The sequence below is a fragment of the Spirosoma litoris genome (assembly GCF_054776755.1).
Genome location: NZ_BAAHBI010000004.1, coordinates 41,899 through 59,407 on the forward strand (window position 1 = coordinate 41,899; position 17,509 = coordinate 59,407).

The window sequence follows — 17,509 nt, forward strand, 5'->3', positions numbered from 1 at the left end:
AGGCTTATTTGGCCGGGTCGTTTACCTCAAATTTACGAAAAAAACAGGAGAAAATCGCTACCGAATGAGCAATACTGAGCCTCGTTTTACAACCTTTGGGCGCTCTGGAAATGATTCACTTTTATAGGTAATAATGTATGGGTAAAGCATTGATGGATAGGTAGATCCATGATAGGTGCCATCCCATTTCTGCTCTGGATTATCGCTGGCAAAAATCACCTCGCCCCACCGATTGTAAATACGGAACTCGTAGTTTGTGGTATAGGCGGTGAAAATCTGTAATACGTCGTTTACACCATCGTTGTTTGGGGTGAATGCATCGGGAACATTGACGCGGGGTTCACACAAATTGAACACGCGCGCAATGCCCGTTGCCGTACATCCTTGCGGATCAGTCACCCGAATAGAATAACTACCGGCTCGGTCAACCACAATCGTTTTAGTGGTATCATTACGAGTGAGCCACAGATAGTGCAATCCCGGTGCTCCATTAGCCGAAAGTTGTGCTTTCTCTAAATCACCTTCGCAAAGGGCAACATTATCTGAAAGTGAGAAGGTTGGCGGTGGTCGGTCGCCAACCTGGATATTACTTCGGCCTACACAACCTGTTTGTGTATTTCTAACGATAAGGCTATACGAACCTGGTTGAGAAACAGTAATGAATGGGGCCGATGACCCGGTACTCCATTGATAGGTATTACCCGGTTGATCGCCAGATAAGGGAGACAGAACGACACCGATTCCTGAACATTTTAGCGTATCCGGTCCCAGACGGGCAAAGCCCGTACTATCAAGACCCACCCTAATGCTATCTTTTAGAATTTTACAGCCCAATATATCCGTTACCTGCACCGAATAAAGCCCCGGCGACGCATTCCCCAAAATGGGCGTTGTTGTTACCAGATTGTTGTTTCGATCCAGCCAGATGTAGCTGGCTGGCGTTCCTCCCGTAACGTTGACATTGATGGTTCCACTATTCGGTACGCTGCATAAAGCGTCTTTAACCAATGCGGTAAGAGCCAATTGATTGGCTGGTGATTTTAAGGTAAAGGCAGTATCGGCCTTACAGGTGTGAATGCTATCCGTTACGCTGACCTTATAGCCACCCTCTGTCAGACTGGTTTGCCGACTGCCAGTACCCGTTAGAATCGCTCCGTCCGAACGAGTCCAGGTATAAAGGTATATTCCGGCCGGGGTCGGTATTAGTTGAATCGAGCCATCTGCCGACGTGCAGGTTGTTGGGCCTGTCAGGGTAGCGGCTACCCGTAGTTTAGGCAATTCGCTAACCCGGATCGTATCCGAATTTTCGCAGGTGGTACCATTTACCGTCGATTGCGCGGTAACAGTATAGGTGCCCCCTTTGGAGACAGATATGGTTCGCGTATTCCCGCCATTACTCCACTGAAACTGCGTCCAGGTTTGCTGCGGTACGGTCAGGTTGATCGATGATCGATAACAAAAAACAGTATCGGGCCCTAAGTCGAGTGATGGCGGTGGTTTGATCTGTACTTCAATCGTATCGCTTTTAAAACACTCGCCATTGGCCGCCAGACCAACTACAATATAATAGCCGGGCCTGTCGAGTTTTATGGTCTGTTGCCTACTGGCGACTGCTCCATTAACCACCCAGACATAGACTTTGGCCTGTACCTTCATATCCAGCGTAATACCTTTTTTATTACAAATGGCGGTATCGGCCCCCAGATGTATATCGGGTGGAGTTTCTAAAATGGTCAGGGCATACGTACTATCAAAGGTTTGACAAATATTCCCACTGCTCGTTCGTGTCACAATAGAAAAAGATACCGTATATGAACCTGGTTTTGTATACGTATGCGTGACGGGCTGGGATGATGTTGTCGAATAAGGACGACTACCATCACCATAATTAAGTGTATATGTCTCTTTAAGTTTCGGGCAGTTTGGTCCAATTTGGAATACCGTTGGTGAGTTAGCACATGTGTCAGAGTAGGTAAGCCCAGGTCCGCTGGATTGATCGTTAAAGTTAGCCACTAAGTTAGGCAACCCTAACTGACTCTTTTTGCCGCCGAGTGATTGACCCGATGGGTTAAACCGTAAGCTATCGAGCAGGCCACCATTTGGGTTTTCGATGGTGGCCAACGATGTACTACCCTTGATGGCTACGTAAATTCGGCCATCGGGTCCAATCTGTATAGACCCATATTGTCTGGTGGTACTACTATCGACAACTGTTTTGGAACTCGCTAATAAGGAATCGGGCTGGTTTAAATCATACTTCAGAATATAGGACGATCCTTTTAAACTACCATCGCTATTGGTGTCGGCCAGCATGGTCACGTATAGACTCTTCCCGTCAGGCGAGAATTCCACACCGTACGCTTTTGGGGGAGCTGGTCCTATCTTCAGCGTTCGATTGAATGTTAGAACACCCGTTGAGTCGTTAAAGGTGTATAAATCAATCGAGTTTGTGGGCGGGCCAGGGATAACCACGGCCATTGGTCGACTAGCGCTATTGGCGCTTGTTGTGTCGGCAGGTCCAATTTTAATGTACCCTTCTGCATTGGACAGAGAGTCAATTACTTGCCCCCCTGTATACGTTACGGGATCAGTATTATCACTTTTCGTTAAATGGCGAACTTCAAATTTGTTGGTTCCGTATACGCGAGTGATTACCCAATAGGTTGAATCACGTTTGTTTTCTACGGAGGCAGATTGTTCGGTGCCTGTATTAGACAGCAGCACGTTTTTTTCTACAATAGCGCCCTTCCCGCCATTCTGACGCATATCGACAACACTATACGTCAGTGTTTTCTTGCCGTGAATTTCGGACGTTGTGTACACGTAATATAAATATTCACAACCCCGGCAGGTCGGCTTGGGCACAATCAGAGCCGATTGGGTAGAGTGTGTACTGCCATCTAATGGAATCTGAACGGCATTCGTATCGCCCGGTACGAGCGACTTTAGGGGTTTGCCGTCTTTTCCATAAATCGTTAACCCATCAGTATAAAACAGCAGTACGCCTTTGGTATTAGCAATCGATGATGATCCCTCAATAGTACTCAAACTGCCATCTGTAATGGGACTGGGCGAACCACCACCGCTAAAATCTAGACCAGCGTTCTGACCAAAATACCACTTTACTCCCTGCGATTCTTTCTTTTCGCCACAAACATCCACGTTGATGCGGTTCTGATAGGAGCAACCATTGGGGCTTATTGCTTCGACCGAATAACAACCGGAGCTATCCACCTGTATGCTCTGGGTTGTATCTCCCTTTGGATACCATAAGTACCGATATCCTGATTGAGTCGCTCCGGCATAGGGGTCAAGCGTGATTTTTTCTCCCTTACAGATGGTTGTATCGGTACGCCAGTTGGTAAACGATGGGGGTGGGGTACTAACATTTACCTTTGTTGTAGCCGTTTGTGTAGTACCGTTAATGGTTCGAGTTAAGGTGATGGTGTACAGACCCGCTGTTTGATAAACGTGCTTGGCGATAGAATCGCTGCCTTGCTTGGTAAGTGTGCCGCCATCGCCGAACGACCAGACACGTTTTGTCACGCCTGTGCGTACACTATCAGTAAACGTTAGAGAATCGGCCCCACACTCCTGATCGGGAATACAGGCCTTACCACTAATTTTTATTTCCTGCGCCCAGGACGTAGTTAGTCCTGCCATAAGGAATAGCACCGCTAGAATTCCAACTACCCGGATATGACTGATAAACCTTGACATGAAGAAACGCTGAATAATAAAGCCACCCTCTCAAATTCACTCCCTCAACATAACAACAACAGGGGCATTACGTTACTATAAACGATGATGCTTAGTTAAAATTTTATCGACTAACCACCATAAAAGCCCTTAAAATTCGCCTAATTTCATAGATTGTTTTGTTGTTAAATACTTCGTTTGTCTTGATAACGTTGCAACAATAAAGTTGGCCCAGTCTTTGCCTTGATTTAGCTGTTATGCTTAAGAAATACTTACTGACTCTTTTGACGCTGACCCTAAGCCGCATGGTCTTTGCTCAGGACCCTCAGTTTACTCAATTCTATGCGGCACCTATGTACCTGAACCCGGCCTTCGCTGGTTCGGCGCTGGCTCCACGAATTACGGCCAACTACCGAAACCAGTGGCCTGCCATTACGAACTACGTAACCACCATGGTTGCCGTAGATCATTTCATCGAAAAATATAACAGCGGTGTCGGGCTGATGATTCAGAGCGACAACCAGGGTCAGGGAAGGATTCAATCTACAGACATTGGGTTGCAATATGCATACCAATTCCAAATTAGTGAATCATCGTTTGTGCGTTTAGGGTTGCAGGGGTCTTACGTAAACCGGAGTATCAACTATTTTGGCCTGACTACTGGCGATCAGTTTACTGACCGCGGCTTTATTACGGGCAGCGTCTCGGGTGATCCTGTCTTGCAAGGCGGTTACCCCACCAACAAATACCTTGATTTTTCGACTGGTGGTCTTTTTTATTCTGATTGGTTCTGGGTTGGCCTATCGGCGCATCATATCAACCGACCTGCACAGGGATTCTTTATTAGTGAGAACGAGCGATTGCCAATGAAAACCAGTGTTCAGGCGGGCCTTCGGATTCCGTTGGGTAGTTTCACCGGGCTTGCTGATGACCTGGACCGGGAAATTAGTTTATCGCCTGTGATTATGTATAAGCATCAGGGCAAATATGACCAGTTGGACATTGGCGCTTATCTGACCTATTCACCATTAACAATCGGGGCTTATTATCGCGGTATTCCATTCAAAAAATACGAGCAGACGCTTAATAACCACGATGCCGTTGCGGCTCTGATTGGCTGGCGGATGGAAAAATTCTCTATTGGCTATAGCTACGACGTCACGATCTCAACCCTTGGTAATAGTGGTGGATCGCACGAGTTGTCGTTGTCTTATATTTTCGACAAGCCCGAAAAGGGACGTCCTGGCGTAAAGCGTCGGGATAAAAAACTGCCCTGCCCGAAATTCTAACGGTAGTTGGTACTGTTTATATAAGGTTTCAAAAACCTTATAGGTTTGTAATCACGCTTTTCAATCAGCTTCTTCTTCACGATCACTTTCCTGGTCGTCGTAATATTCTGGCTCGTCATCGCGGTCGAATATATAGGCAAAATGATAGTTGATAATCTTGTCGACCGGATAAAAACGCCGACCGGTTATACGAAACAATTGTCCCGATGTACCCATCAGGCTATCGCCTACTGCCAATAAGGGCGTAAGCTCTGATAGCAGGACAAGCGCATCCAGAAACTCTTCGACTTCTAACTGAACAGCTTCGATCCGGGTGTCTCCGTCAATAATTTGATTGACCAGACAGCGTTGCATGAACTCACCTAGTGTAGCTGTTAATGTCCATCCGTTAGGCGTTTCCCGTTTTGTCTCGGTACAAATCTCCATAATCTTCAAGCGGAGAGCCTCTTCTGGTTTATTCATATAATTCATTAATTGGGCAAGTCTGTAGTCGATATTGGGTGGGTTGTCATTGAGCTGCGAAATAAAAAATCAGTCGATTTTTATTGATAGCTGCCAGGCGCTAAGATGAACGTTTAGGCTCAGAACCAATCAATTTTAGGCAACGGCGTGCATAGATAGTCAATTTAATCGGCCTGATGTGAGAATACCACTCAGTCAATATGTTACTGCATCGATAATTTACTTTTTAATTTGTTAGCGATTGCAATCCTGTAAGTGGGGTTGTGAGCTCTTATGGGTTAGGTTTAAACGCTGACTTTTCTAAGGTCAGCGTTTTTTACAGTAGCCGTTGAGCGATCATTTTTTATGTTTCAATAGAGTCTGTTTTTAAGCGCCTGTAATACTGTCAGTTATAGTTAGTTGGTAGTCGAATTGTAAAATAACAGACACGTTTACTATGTTTCGTAAGATGATTCTAAAATTTGGCAGGATTTTAGTTACATCTATTTTGTGAAACTCAACAATGATGGACAATCAAATTAATATAGACTTACTCAAGGAGTACATTAAGACATTAATTGCTTCGGAAGTGGTGTTTCCTGGCACGCTACCCCGTAAATGGGGTAAAGAATTTACCAAAGCCGAACTGGAAGATATTAACCTTGGCCTGAAGATGATATTGCGGATGGCTGACCCCACTGTGGATAAAGCATTGCTTCGAGAGTTTAAAAGGGTGGATGAATCAGGGACGTATATACACTGGTTTTTGTACAATAACTGGCGAAAAGTTGTCCAGCTAATGGGCGATTATCCTTATTTAACGACTCGTTTTAAAGGCACCTCAGCGCAAGGCTTATCCAGTCAATAGCTGTTGAAATTACCCGTGCAAAGCTCAAGTCAGCAACGTGCTTTATAGCCGTTCGCGCGATTAGGCACTCGCCAATATACCTTGCAATACCCCTATTTTTGGTTGTTATTCAGAAGAACTACGTAGAAAACGTATATAGCCTGATAGTTAGTCGTAACATAATCCCTGCTAATACGGTTTACTAGTTCTCATTCTTATAGCAACTTAGTAGGTGGTTAGTTTGCGAAATATAGTTACTAAAATCTGTCGATGGGCAGGCTTATTGATTATCGTACCGTCGTTTGCCCAAACGCAAGCGCCTGAAACCTGGCCGCTACAGCCAGGAATTTATTTTCCGCAGGCACCGCTACCGGGTAAATGGCGTAAAGCGGTTGGCGTTGTTTTTACAACTACTCCGCCCGAATTAACGGAAGAAGTTCGGGTGAGCGTACCCGCCGTTGATTTCAATATCCAGCGCGGATTAACCAAGCACCTGTTTCTAACTAGCCGATTCCAGACGCAGTTTGTGCAAAGCAATCTGGGTCTGGGCGTGCGTTGGGCTACGCCATTAACAAACCGCCTGTTCTTATCGGCGGGTTATGACGTAACAGGCTGGCTTGGGGCTTTACAGATCAAAGATGTATTCGCTAGTCAGGCTTATGGCGTCGAAACGTTTCCCAATGTTTCGGTGGGGTATAAACTAACGAAAGACCTGCGACTAACCGTCAAATCGGAAGCTATCATTGACCTCTATTACCGATCGCAGGTGGGCTCACTGGCGGTTGTTTATAATCGACGGACTATCAACGGCGTGGCATTCACCTTTATGCTAGAGCAGCCTTTTTATCATCAGCGGCATGTATCGGTAGGGATTCGGGCGGCTTATTCCAATTTCAACTGGCAGCTCTGGTCACTCTTCGACACCTTTGACCGGAACCTGTTCTACCCACAACTTATTTTTGATTTTATCCTGTGAAACTGTCTCATTATCTGCTAATAGGCTTATTATTTCTACTCTTCGACGGTTGCCGAAAGACGTACGAAGCTGTAGTGCCTTATGCGTTTACCAATACGCCTGGATCGGGGCAGTTTGTGCCGCCTATCCGGCAGGCTCTGGAAGGGGTCTATACGATTTCGAATGGTGCCAGTCAGTTTGGTGATCAGGCGGTTTTAAAATGGACCTATCTGCTCAACGGCTCAGATACTACCCATTATCTGTCTATTTTCATGGGTACCGACGCCACCTATTTTAATCTGGAAGGTAGCCCGGAGGCCGATAGCCTGGTGTTGAAAGGTTACTGGCGTAAGCTAGTGAATGAGTCTATTGGTGAAGTTCGGTTGATTGTACGAGAAAAGCATAATGGAAAGCTACAGCTCTTTAAAGGTAGTTTGATTCCTGGTGACACCCTGGTCGTTGATGGTTTATACGGCGACAAATCAGCTACGCCTACTAATCCGCTTACGCTGACGTATAATCGGCCGCTTAATCCGAAACCCTTTTCGATCATGGCGCATCGAAGCGGAGGCCGAACGTCGGACTTGCTGCCTGCGTCCGAGAATTCAGTAGAAATTATCAAGTTGGCTTCACGGCTTGGTGCCACAGGAATTGAAGTCGATGTTCGGTTTACGAAAGATGGTGTTCCGGTATTGTATCATGACAATACACTGAATTTGCGGCTCATTCAGAAGAGCGGACTGGCGGGCCCTCTTGAGGATTATACCTATCAACAACTGAGCACCCTGGTTCGGCTGATCAATGGCGAAAAGATTCCAACGCTGGAGGAGGCACTGGAAACGGTCGTTAATAATACATCCTTAGATTTTGTCTGGCTCGATACCAAATACATCGGCCCAATGGATAAAGTACAGGCCATTCAACAGAAATACCGACAAAAGGCATTGGCCCTAGGGCGTAACCTGCGTATTATAATTGGCTTGCCTACTACAGAAGCTGTAGACTCCTATAAAGCCTTAGCTAATAAAGATAACACGCCAATTTTGTGTGAATTGGATACGTCTATTACGCGTAGTTTGAACGCCCGTATCTGGGCTCCCCGCTGGACATTAGGTCCTCAAACAGATGAAGTGCTGGCCATGCAGGCAGAAGGGTTAACGGTTTTCGTGTGGACGCTCGATGAACCCGAATTTATCCGGGAGTTTATCAGTCAGAATCATTTCGATGGGATTTTGTCTAATTATTCGCCGGTAGTAGCGTATTATCATTATATCGAACAACAGTAAGCGCATGATTATTCGTTTACAAATATTAGCAGTGCTAACCTTGCTGTTCATCAGTAACGTAACCGTTGTGGCCCAATCTAGGATTCGGCGTCAGCGACCAGTACACGTTTTGACAGATTCGACACGCGGGCCTTATACGTTGGTTGTAACGGCGGGGGGCGGGTTGTCTTATTACGCAACCCACCTTGGCGTTCCGGCTGCGCTAGAGCAAACGCACGTCAGCCGATTTGGGGTGCCGAGTTCACTCCGTGTAATGTGGTATCCCGATCATCGATTACGGATGGGACTGGAAACTGGCTGGACAACGATGTATAGTTATAAAGGGCAGGTTGCTGGTGAAAATGCCCACGTGTATGTATCGACTATTCCGATTTTGCTGGTATTCTCGATGCCATTGGCCTGGCTTAGGGGAACCGATAAAAGTCTGGTTCGGCGGCTTGCTATAACGGCCGGAACAGGCCTATATGTAAACCACTCCCGACTCGATTACGCCGGAACGGTTTTCAGTAATACCAATAGTCTGGGCTGGATGGCGGCTGCATCGTACACTTATCCAATCGGGCGTAAATTCAGGGTAGCGGGTGAATTAAAATGGTTCGATGCTGTAGCAACTGAAAATGCTGCGTTTACCGCAGAGCTTCAGCTTGTCTGGCGAGCATTTTCCTGGTAAAAAGAGGACGTTATGGAACAAGACTCAGCGAAACGCGAAATTCTATTTTTAAGTGACACGCAGGCGCCCATGTGGGTTGAACGACTGGTGTTGCGAACGCATCAGAATACAAAAGCAACGCAGGCAATTTTTGCTGAAATTATACGGATTCATCCGGCGGTTCTTTACTGGCTGGGCGATATTGTTTCGCTGGGTTACCGAAACCGAAAGTGGCGAATCATCGATCAATTTTTGCTTCAATGTACAGAAGTGAAAACGGCTGTGTATGCCATTATGGGCAATCATGATGTAATGGGTCGCCCCCGCAAAGGCGCTAAGAATTTTCAGCAGCGATTTCCTGAGCACAGCCCAACCGGCTATGTAAAAATAACCGACGAAATTGCGGTGGTCATGCTGAATTCTAATTTCAGTACGCTCTCTATTGCTGATTTGGTAGCTCAGCAAACCTGGTACCAACAAACGCTGGTGGATCTTGATAATGACCCCGCTGTGAAGGTGGTCATCGTTACCTGTCATCATGCGCCCTATTCGAATAGCAAGTTAGTGGGGTCGTCGAAGCTGGTACAGCAACGGTTTGTTCCGGCTTATGTTCAATCTCAGAAAGCGCGTTTATTTATTACGGGCCACTCACATGCCTTTGAGCGCTATGAATTTGAAGGCAAAACGTTTCTGGTGATTGGCGGTGGGGGTGGACTTCGCCAGCCGCTCAATACATCACCGAGCCGCCTGCCCGATTTGGCGTTAACTTATAAGCCAATGTTTCACTATCTTGCCGTAAAACGTGAAGGCGAAGGGTTGTTGCTAACCTCGTACTGCCTGAAAAGTGATTTTTCGAGCTTTTCGGTGGGCTACCAATTTGAAATTCCAACCGAAGTTTCCGCTGAATAAGTAGTGAACAGGCCGACGTGTCTTCTACGTAAAACTAGCTATCCTCGTTATGAACTGGCTGCGCTTGATACCTCTATTGTTGGGCCTATTATATAGTCAACAGACAGACGCTCAATACCGTATCCTCTATCGAAGTCAGGATTTATCGATAAGGCCGGATCTTCCCGATACAGCGGATCAAATTACGGCGATTGAGTCGAGGGGAGCGCTGAGCAAATATTTAATTGTTCGCTATGCGCACGCGAAAAGGCAATTGCTCCTTAAGAGTAGTATATGGGGATTTATAGATAGCCGTCAGGCAGTGTGGCGATCGTATAAAAAAGAGCTATTTCTTCTCCTTAAGTACAACAACAATTGGGTTGAATACGCCATAGAGCGACCAATTGCTACCCGGCTTTCGGCTATGTATCCCGCGATTATGTACAGCCGTACCCTGGATAGTAAAATCAAGTCAAACTGGGGCGATGCCATGAAAGATGTGCCTCCCGGATTTGTAGTCCATTGACTAGTGCCTTGGCAAAATAGATTCTCGGGGCCGCCCGCGCGGTTGGTCCTATTGTGCTGATAATCAAAGATGATAGAATCCAAAGAATCTGTAGGAACTAAATTGGACGAGTACTAGCTCAGTCCTCCGTTACAGTCCCGGCGCCTAAGGCCGAAAATAACGTTTGCCAGTACTGCGTTACCGAGGGATTATTTTCCTTAATAGACGCGTTTGGCTCGAACGGCAGGATCATCGAGATTTCAGGACTACCAATTGTATAGCGTTTGAGTTGTTCGGCATCGGCTTTGGCCCATTCATCGGCCTGCGCATTGTCTTTAGGCGGCTTTACCTGAAAATCCCGCCGGGTAGTCCCTTTCACACTCTCGATCATGTCGCTGAGGTAATAGACCTTCACGGTCGCTCCTGTTTCATTCGCTTTGGCAATGACGGGTAGACTGGCCCAGATGTCGGTCTCCCGATTCGATGATCCTGTGTTCTGCGCAACTAACTGTTGGAATACACGTTGCCGAATCTGCGCTTTCTCTCGCGAGAGACTCAAATTAAACTCGGTTTCGGCGGCTTCGCGGTCAGTGGGGCTGGCTGCCGATACATCTTCCATTTCGGAGCGAACGGTCAGGTTTAACGCACGAGCTTTGGACGTGTTTTCGTGAATAAAATAGACATCCAGTTTGTCGCCTTTCTGCCGGATATTTTGCTCGATAATGTCGGTCAGCGCCTTCTGGTATTTCTGAGCCACAAACGATTTGTTGATATTGACACTTCGGGTTTTATCCAGAAAAATCAGCGTATAAACGGGGCCCTCTGCGATCGTTTTGGCTTTGTCGCCACTGTCAGAACAGGAAAAAAATAAGGTTAGAAAGAAGCAACCAATCAGTATGTGTTTCATAAGATTTTCTAGGCGCTGAAGCAGTTGAGAATGCCTGAATTCGACGCTTTGGTTTTATCGTGTTGATAGAAGCGATTGCCGTAACACACTGTCGGCTGGCGCTTTATGATTCCAGTAATCCGTTTGAGTTGTCTTCTTAAGAACCGCTCTCGAGGTCAGAAGGTTATCTTTGGTATCGTAGGTTTCTTCCCAGCCAACAATTTTATGGGGGAATAACTTCTCGAAAATAATGATCAGTGTCCGGTCGTCGGTAGGGTATTCGATGGTGTAGGATTTAAGGTATAGACCCGGATACAGAACGCCTTCATAATCGGCGAGTGTCGCTTTGGCGGGCAGGGGCTCAAGTGGTTTCCGACGTAATCGGGTAGCCATTGTGCCCGGAATCAGTTGTAATTCACCACTAGGTAGCTTGTCTGGATTCAGACGAATCCGATTCCAGAGTTCATCTTCAAACATGGCTTTGGCAATGGTATAGTTTTCATCGGCCTCTTTCTCGTAATAGGACTTGCCACTCACCTGATACCCGTTGTTTCGGTAATTAACCTGGAGATAGCTATGCCCATCCCACTCCTGATCAGACAGGCTGACTTTCAGGGTGTTCGGGAAAAGGGGCGGCCCGTTGGTAGGGTTATTGATTGGCGTAAATACGGAAGCCAACAGCGAGTACTCATAAGCTCCCGTCGAAAACTTTTTGGAGCTGGTTGTTTTCAGTACGGGTATTGCGTTTTCCTTGTTGTCGGTTTTTACCTGCTTGTCGGTCCGAAAATCTTCGGTCATAAAGATCAACATGGCCTCGCCATCATTCAGAGCACCATTTTTCGCCTGTTTGAGCTGGTAACTATTTACTTCGGCCTTTCCCGAAAACCAATAGCTGTTGAAATGAGCCGATAAGGTATCGGCAGGTTTGGGTTTCGGATCAGGCTCTTTCTGGAAAATGGTTGCTTTCATAGCGAAAGCGAAGATGACGGCAAGAATCAGAACAAAGAGTAAGAAATTTTTAGTGACGATCTGTTTCATAATATGCCTGTTTCGGCCGCGCTATGCTACAAAAGTCCGACGGTTTCGCTTATCTTACAACTGTTTAGCCAAACGATTTACCCAATCATGATACGACCTTTCTCTCGGGTACTCCTCTTCATTCATTGTTCCTTATTCTTTCTCCATTCTGTAACGGCTCAGGTCGAAAAATCACCACCACGCCACGAGGGTGACGGACCGTTTGGGAAGCTGATTATTCGGGGTGTTACGTTGGTCAACAGCACGGGTGCACCACCTGTCGGGCCGATGGATATTGTGGTCGAGAAAAATCGAATTACACAGATTCGTCAGGTTGGTTATCCCGGTGTGCCGATTGATCCGAAAAGTCGACCCAAAGCCGACCCCGGTGATAAAGAACTGAACTGCGAAGGCATGTATCTGATGCCGGGTTTTGTGGATATGCACGGCCATATTGGCGGACAGGCGCAGGGGGCCAATGCGGAGTATGTATTTAAACTCTGGCTCGGGCATGGCATTACAACAATTCGCGATCCATCTTGTGGCAACGGACTGGACTGGGTACTTGAACATCGCGCCAAAAGTGAACGGAATGAAATTACCGCTCCTCGTATCAAAGCATACACCGTTTTTGGACAGGGGGCAAAAGAGCCAATCAGCACGCCCGAACAGGCCCGCGCCTGGGTGCAACTGAATGCGAAGCGGGGCGCCGACGGCATTAAATTCTTTGGCGCCGAACCAAACATATTTCGGGCTGCGCTGGAAGAGAACAAGAAGCTTGGTTTGCGTTCGGCTTGCCACCATGCTCAGTTGGAAGTGGCTCGTATGAATGCCCTGGCAACCGCAAAAGCGGGCTTGACTTCACTCGAACATTGGTATGGACTTCCCGAAGCCTTGTTCGAAGATAAAACCATCCAAAACTATCCGGTTAATTACAATTATGGCAACGAGCAGAATCGTTTCGAGGAAGCAGGTAATCTGTGGCAGCAAGCTGCTAAACCAGGCTCCGATCGCTGGAATAAAGTAATGGACGAACTGATTTCGCTGGATTTTACGCTTGATCCAACCTTCAATATCTACGAAGCTAACCGTGAATTGATGTTGGCTCGGCGTGCCGAGTGGCATGAAGAGTACACAATGCCGAGCCTCTGGCGTTTCTACGGTCCCAGTCGTATTTCGCACGGGTCATATTGGCAATCGTGGGGAACGGAACAGGAAGTGGCCTGGAAAAAGAATTACCAACTCTGGATGGCGTTCATCAACGAGTACAAAAACCGGGGTGGCCGCGTTACGGCAGGGTCTGATTCCGGCTTCATTTATCAACTATATGGCTTTGCCTACATTCGCGAGCTTGAACTGCTGCGCGAAGCTGGCTTTCACCCGCTCGAAGTTATTCGGGCGGCTACGTTAAAAGGCGCTGAAGCGCTCGGTATGGCCGATCAGATTGGTTCGGTGGAAGTGGGTAAACTGGCCGATTTCGTGATTATCGATCAGAATCCGCTGGCGAATCTGAAGGTTCTGTACGGAACCGGCGCTATTCACCTCAATGAAAAAAACGAAGTTGAGCGTGTGGGTGGTGTTACCTACACCGTGAAGGATGGTATTGTGTACGATGCTAAAAAACTACTGGCCGATGTACGGAAGCTGGTAGCTGATGCCAAGCAGAAAGAAAACTTCGAAATCACTCAACCCGGCGTTCCAGCGAAAGCAGGTAAAGTGAGTGGCGGCAAGAATGAATAACGACTCAAAATTCCATTGTAACCGTAGTTCCCATACCAAGGACACTGTCAATTAGTAACTGACCATTGTTGAGTCGCACAAATTCCCGGCTGATTTCCAGGCCCAGCCCTGTACCTTTTTCGCCTGCAGTCCCGTAACTAGACGCGCCAATAGGTCTTGTTTCCATACCAATGGATTTAGGCATGCCAACACCCGTGTCCTGAATAATTAATTGAGATCGACCGTTTAACTGGCGAGTACTTAGCTGAATATGTCCACCTTTAGGGGTGAACTTAATCGCATTCTGGATGAGATTGCGGGCCACAATTGTTAATTGATGCTCATCTGCAAGTACGGGGGCTGGCTCATAAAGTGTCGTTACGGTCAATTGCTTATTTGGAACCTCAAAATTGTATAGTAAAAGCACCGATTGAGCAACTTCCTGCAAATCGAACTGAGTGAATGTGACATGAATGCCACCACGCTGGAGTTGAGTCCAATTGAGTAAGTTATCGAGCGTGCTGAACACGCTATCTACAGTTAGCTGCAGTCGGGTATTGGCTTCGGCATATTGCTCAGTTGTTGTATACCCTTTCTGCACATTCATGAGTTGGACTTTGAGACTCACAATAGGGCTTCGGAGGTCATGACCCAGTATGGCAAACAGTTTGTCTTTTACAAGATTACTTTCGCTGAGCTCATGGTTTTTTTGTTGTAACTGTTTGTTTTGTTGTTGGACAACCTCCTGAATCGTAGTGGCTATTCTCTTGACAGTGTAAGTAACATAGGTAAGTACAATAAATACACCTAAACCCGAGTTGAATTGGCCAATTTCAAGCGGAAGGTTCAACTGCCTAAGTACGAGCAGCCTGGCTGTTATATAGCTAATGGCCATGAAAACAGGAACAATCACAGATGCCTTATCGTCCAATAAAATGATGGAAAAGAGAGTAATCATGATAAAATACATCTCAAGATGTACATCTACGTGGACTATCAGCCTGGTGTAGAGACCCCAGATTGCTGCGATGTACATTGCACAGATGAAATACCATGAAGCAAGCTTTAGTTTATAACGATATATTAACCATAGTGTCGGGAATAGGTATAAAGAAATGGTTACGAGGTTATTAAGCGCTCGATCATAATTGTGAAAAACAAGATTGATGGTTATCAGAAGTGCCAACAACGGTATACCGAACCAACCAATGTTGGCTAATGTCACAAATCTGACTCGATCAAACGCAGGAAGTGCATCAAGGCGATCTTTTGGATAAAGTCTTGTTCGGAGTCGGGTAACCCAGCTCATAAAGCCATTAATTACTCGTTCCTAAAACCCCTGCCTGCTGCATAAACTGAAGCACTGATGGACGGTAAGTAACCCCAATCGGGAATTTTTTCGTTGAAACCTGTACCTGGTGAGCCTCTAAGTGGCTAAGATGCTGCACATTGATGATAAACGATTTGTGTATACGCACAAATCGATCGCCGGGGAGTTCGTTTTCCAGCGTTTTTAGGCGCTGGTTTATAATTACGGGGCCGGTTAAGGTGTACACCTTTATATATGTGCCATAGGCTTCGGCATATAAGATATCGTCGAGCACAAATCGGTTCATCTTCCTGCCCGACTTAAAGAACATATGCTTTTTCTCATTGACAACAGGAAGTGGCTCTACTAGCTTACTTTCTGTGAGTTGGGGTAGTGCCGCTAAGGCTCGCCGAATGCCCCGGAAAAAACGCATGTAATCAAACGGCTTGACCAGAAAATCAACGACTGCATCCAGGTCATAGCAAGTGGCAGCGTGACTACTATACACCGTAGTCATTATAACGGGCGGAAGATTTGTTAACCCCTGAATTAATTCCAGGCCCGTCATTCCCGGTAAATCATAATCAAGAATTAAAAGGTCGACGTTTTTAGTAGTCAGCACCACGAAAGCATCCATAGCTGTAGAACAAACTAGGGGTGATTCGAAGAGGGTTGTTTGAGCCAGATATGCCCTGAGTTGATCAACAAAGATGGGGTCATCTTCAACAATGAGACAGGAATACATGAGAAGGTATAGTGAAGTTACGAAGTATTATTAATGCCAAGTTAGTTACAAAAAGTAATTGAGCAAAAATAAATAGCTACATACAGTTACGATAGATATAGTCGAGTTTTGATTGTTCTGCCTGACTGTTGCTAACTAGCTATAAGTGCCCCGGACTACTTAACCAACTATACGTTGTCTCTTATATAACAGATAGTTGCTGATAAAGCTAAATGCATATACTTATTGTTCATATTGAATATTAGTCAAAAAGCAAACACAGGTACAGACTATAGGTTTAATACTGCTACATCTAGATTAGTAACCTCAGCGCATTCAGACAAACTAGGTTACTGAGTGCATTGCCAGATAAATGATTCTAATGAGCTGGATGAATGGCCAAAGTCGACCTTGCAATTATCAATCCAATTTGATGTTGAATGCCAGGGATTATAAAGAATAAAACGACTCTTTCATCTTAACTACCCTGAATTTGCAGAACTGAACTTGTCTGTTAACACTGTTAACTATAAAAATAGATGCAGTTTATAGGGGTTAACTCCCAATTCCATTGCAAAGCTAGAGCGGCTATTTTAGTGGGCTGGATAAGTGGAATTCCTGGCTTTTATGAGTAAAAATAGAGTCTGTTATGAAATAGGAATGGATAGCTACGATTTGGGCAAATAGCTGGAGAGTCTATCTAGATTGAGTAATTCTAGCGTACGACAGATTCAGGCTTTGGGCAGATAGATTATTGCTGCTAGATGTGTATTGGTTAGAAGTTACTTCGTGTTCTCAACTATTAGTTTTCTATATGTATTTGCATCATTCATTGTGAGAAAATCCTCGTTCATGTAAAAAACGAGATTATATACACAAAATAAGTGTGTTTAGGAAATAATAAGTGACTCTATAAGAATAATTGGCAACAATTTAGCTACGATACCTGCTGAAATCTACTAGCAGTATCAATTTTATAAATTAAAAGTGGTCTGTCTGCATTACAAAAGCTCTAGCGTATAGGCGTAAACCTACTTTTGGTTTACTAATTATTGAGATCATTCTAGCCAGACTAGCCCATTTCTGCAAGTGGACTCAAGGTCATATTCTGACTTTTTACTCAGCCAATGAATCTTTTCGATGATCAACTGAAAAGGCAAAATCATATTGGGATAGCGGCCAATAAGTAAACGGGTTTGCTGATTTGGGAATATATTCTGTGTGAACTTCTCAACGCTATAGCCCAATTGCCTTAGCTAATCACTGATTAGCTGGTACTACTTGCTCATAGAACC

Annotated in this window: 14 protein-coding genes; 8 read left to right on the forward strand and 6 right to left on the reverse strand. The window is 45.7% G+C overall.

The genetic code is table 11. The features are described from left to right. Positions 1-57: 57 nt before the first annotated feature. Complete coding sequence (locus ACYVGR_RS02470) at positions 58-3,663, reverse strand: T9SS type B sorting domain-containing protein (RefSeq protein WP_460953675.1); 3,606 nt, start codon at positions 3,661-3,663, stop codon at positions 58-60. A 293-nt stretch (positions 3,664-3,956) separates the two neighbouring features. Between ACYVGR_RS02470 and ACYVGR_RS02475 the strand changes: the two genes are divergently transcribed. Then, entirely contained in the window at positions 3,957-4,988 is a 1,032-nt protein-coding gene (locus tag ACYVGR_RS02475) for a PorP/SprF family type IX secretion system membrane protein (RefSeq protein WP_460953677.1), read from the forward strand. Between the two features lie 60 nt (positions 4,989-5,048). On the opposite strand, the gene ACYVGR_RS02480 is transcribed toward ACYVGR_RS02475, so the two are convergent. Then, positions 5,049-5,450 carry a hypothetical protein gene (locus ACYVGR_RS02480; RefSeq protein WP_460953678.1) on the reverse strand — a complete coding sequence of 134 codons (402 nt, stop codon included), beginning with the start codon at positions 5,448-5,450 and terminating at the stop codon, positions 5,049-5,051. A gap of 502 nt (positions 5,451-5,952) precedes the next feature. Here ACYVGR_RS02480 and ACYVGR_RS02485 point away from each other — a divergent pair. From ACYVGR_RS02485 to ACYVGR_RS02510, 6 genes are all read left to right on the forward strand, one after another. Further along, a complete protein-coding gene (locus tag ACYVGR_RS02485) occupies positions 5,953-6,297 on the forward strand; it encodes a hypothetical protein (protein ID WP_460953680.1) in 345 nt (114 codons plus the stop codon). Between the two features lie 220 nt (positions 6,298-6,517). After that, on the forward strand, positions 6,518-7,252 hold the full coding sequence (locus ACYVGR_RS02490) for a hypothetical protein (RefSeq protein ID WP_460953682.1): 735 nt from the start codon (positions 6,518-6,520) through the stop codon (positions 7,250-7,252). Continuing rightward, positions 7,249-8,517 carry a glycerophosphodiester phosphodiesterase gene (locus ACYVGR_RS02495; protein ID WP_460953684.1) on the forward strand — a complete coding sequence of 423 codons (1,269 nt, stop codon included), beginning with the start codon at positions 7,249-7,251 and terminating at the stop codon, positions 8,515-8,517. The genes ACYVGR_RS02490 and ACYVGR_RS02495 overlap by 4 nt, the downstream gene beginning before the upstream one ends. Before the next feature lie 4 nt (positions 8,518-8,521). Continuing rightward, positions 8,522-9,187: a hypothetical protein gene (locus ACYVGR_RS02500; RefSeq protein WP_460953686.1), complete on the forward strand. Its 666-nt coding sequence runs from the start codon at positions 8,522-8,524 to the stop codon at positions 9,185-9,187. Between the two features lie 12 nt (positions 9,188-9,199). Beyond that, entirely contained in the window at positions 9,200-10,075 is an 876-nt protein-coding gene (locus ACYVGR_RS02505; RefSeq protein ID WP_460953687.1) for a metallophosphoesterase family protein, read from the forward strand. A gap of 49 nt (positions 10,076-10,124) precedes the next feature. Further along, a complete protein-coding gene (locus ACYVGR_RS02510) occupies positions 10,125-10,580 on the forward strand; it encodes a hypothetical protein (protein WP_460953689.1) in 456 nt (151 codons plus the stop codon). Positions 10,581-10,698: 118 nt separating this feature from the next. Here ACYVGR_RS02510 and ACYVGR_RS02515 read toward each other — a convergent pair whose 3' ends face one another. Both ACYVGR_RS02515 and ACYVGR_RS02520 read right to left on the reverse strand, forming a co-directional pair. Beyond that, positions 10,699-11,466 carry a hypothetical protein gene (locus tag ACYVGR_RS02515; protein WP_460953691.1) on the reverse strand — a complete coding sequence of 256 codons (768 nt, stop codon included), beginning with the start codon at positions 11,464-11,466 and terminating at the stop codon, positions 10,699-10,701. Between the two features lie 54 nt (positions 11,467-11,520). After that, a complete protein-coding gene (locus tag ACYVGR_RS02520) occupies positions 11,521-12,483 on the reverse strand; it encodes a hypothetical protein (protein ID WP_460953692.1) in 963 nt (320 codons plus the stop codon). A gap of 87 nt (positions 12,484-12,570) precedes the next feature. Between ACYVGR_RS02520 and ACYVGR_RS02525 the strand changes: the two genes are divergently transcribed. Further along, positions 12,571-14,202: an amidohydrolase family protein gene (locus ACYVGR_RS02525; protein WP_460953693.1), complete on the forward strand. Its 1,632-nt coding sequence runs from the start codon at positions 12,571-12,573 to the stop codon at positions 14,200-14,202. A gap of 4 nt (positions 14,203-14,206) precedes the next feature. On the opposite strand, the gene ACYVGR_RS02530 is transcribed toward ACYVGR_RS02525, so the two are convergent. After that, a complete protein-coding gene (locus ACYVGR_RS02530) occupies positions 14,207-15,139 on the reverse strand; it encodes a sensor histidine kinase (protein ID WP_460953694.1) in 933 nt (310 codons plus the stop codon). A 358-nt stretch (positions 15,140-15,497) separates the two neighbouring features. Next, positions 15,498-16,235 (reverse strand): LytR/AlgR family response regulator transcription factor, encoded by a 738-nt coding sequence (locus tag ACYVGR_RS02535; RefSeq protein ID WP_460953695.1) that lies wholly within the window; start codon positions 16,233-16,235, stop codon positions 15,498-15,500. Between the last annotated feature and the right edge of the window lie 1,274 nt (positions 16,236-17,509).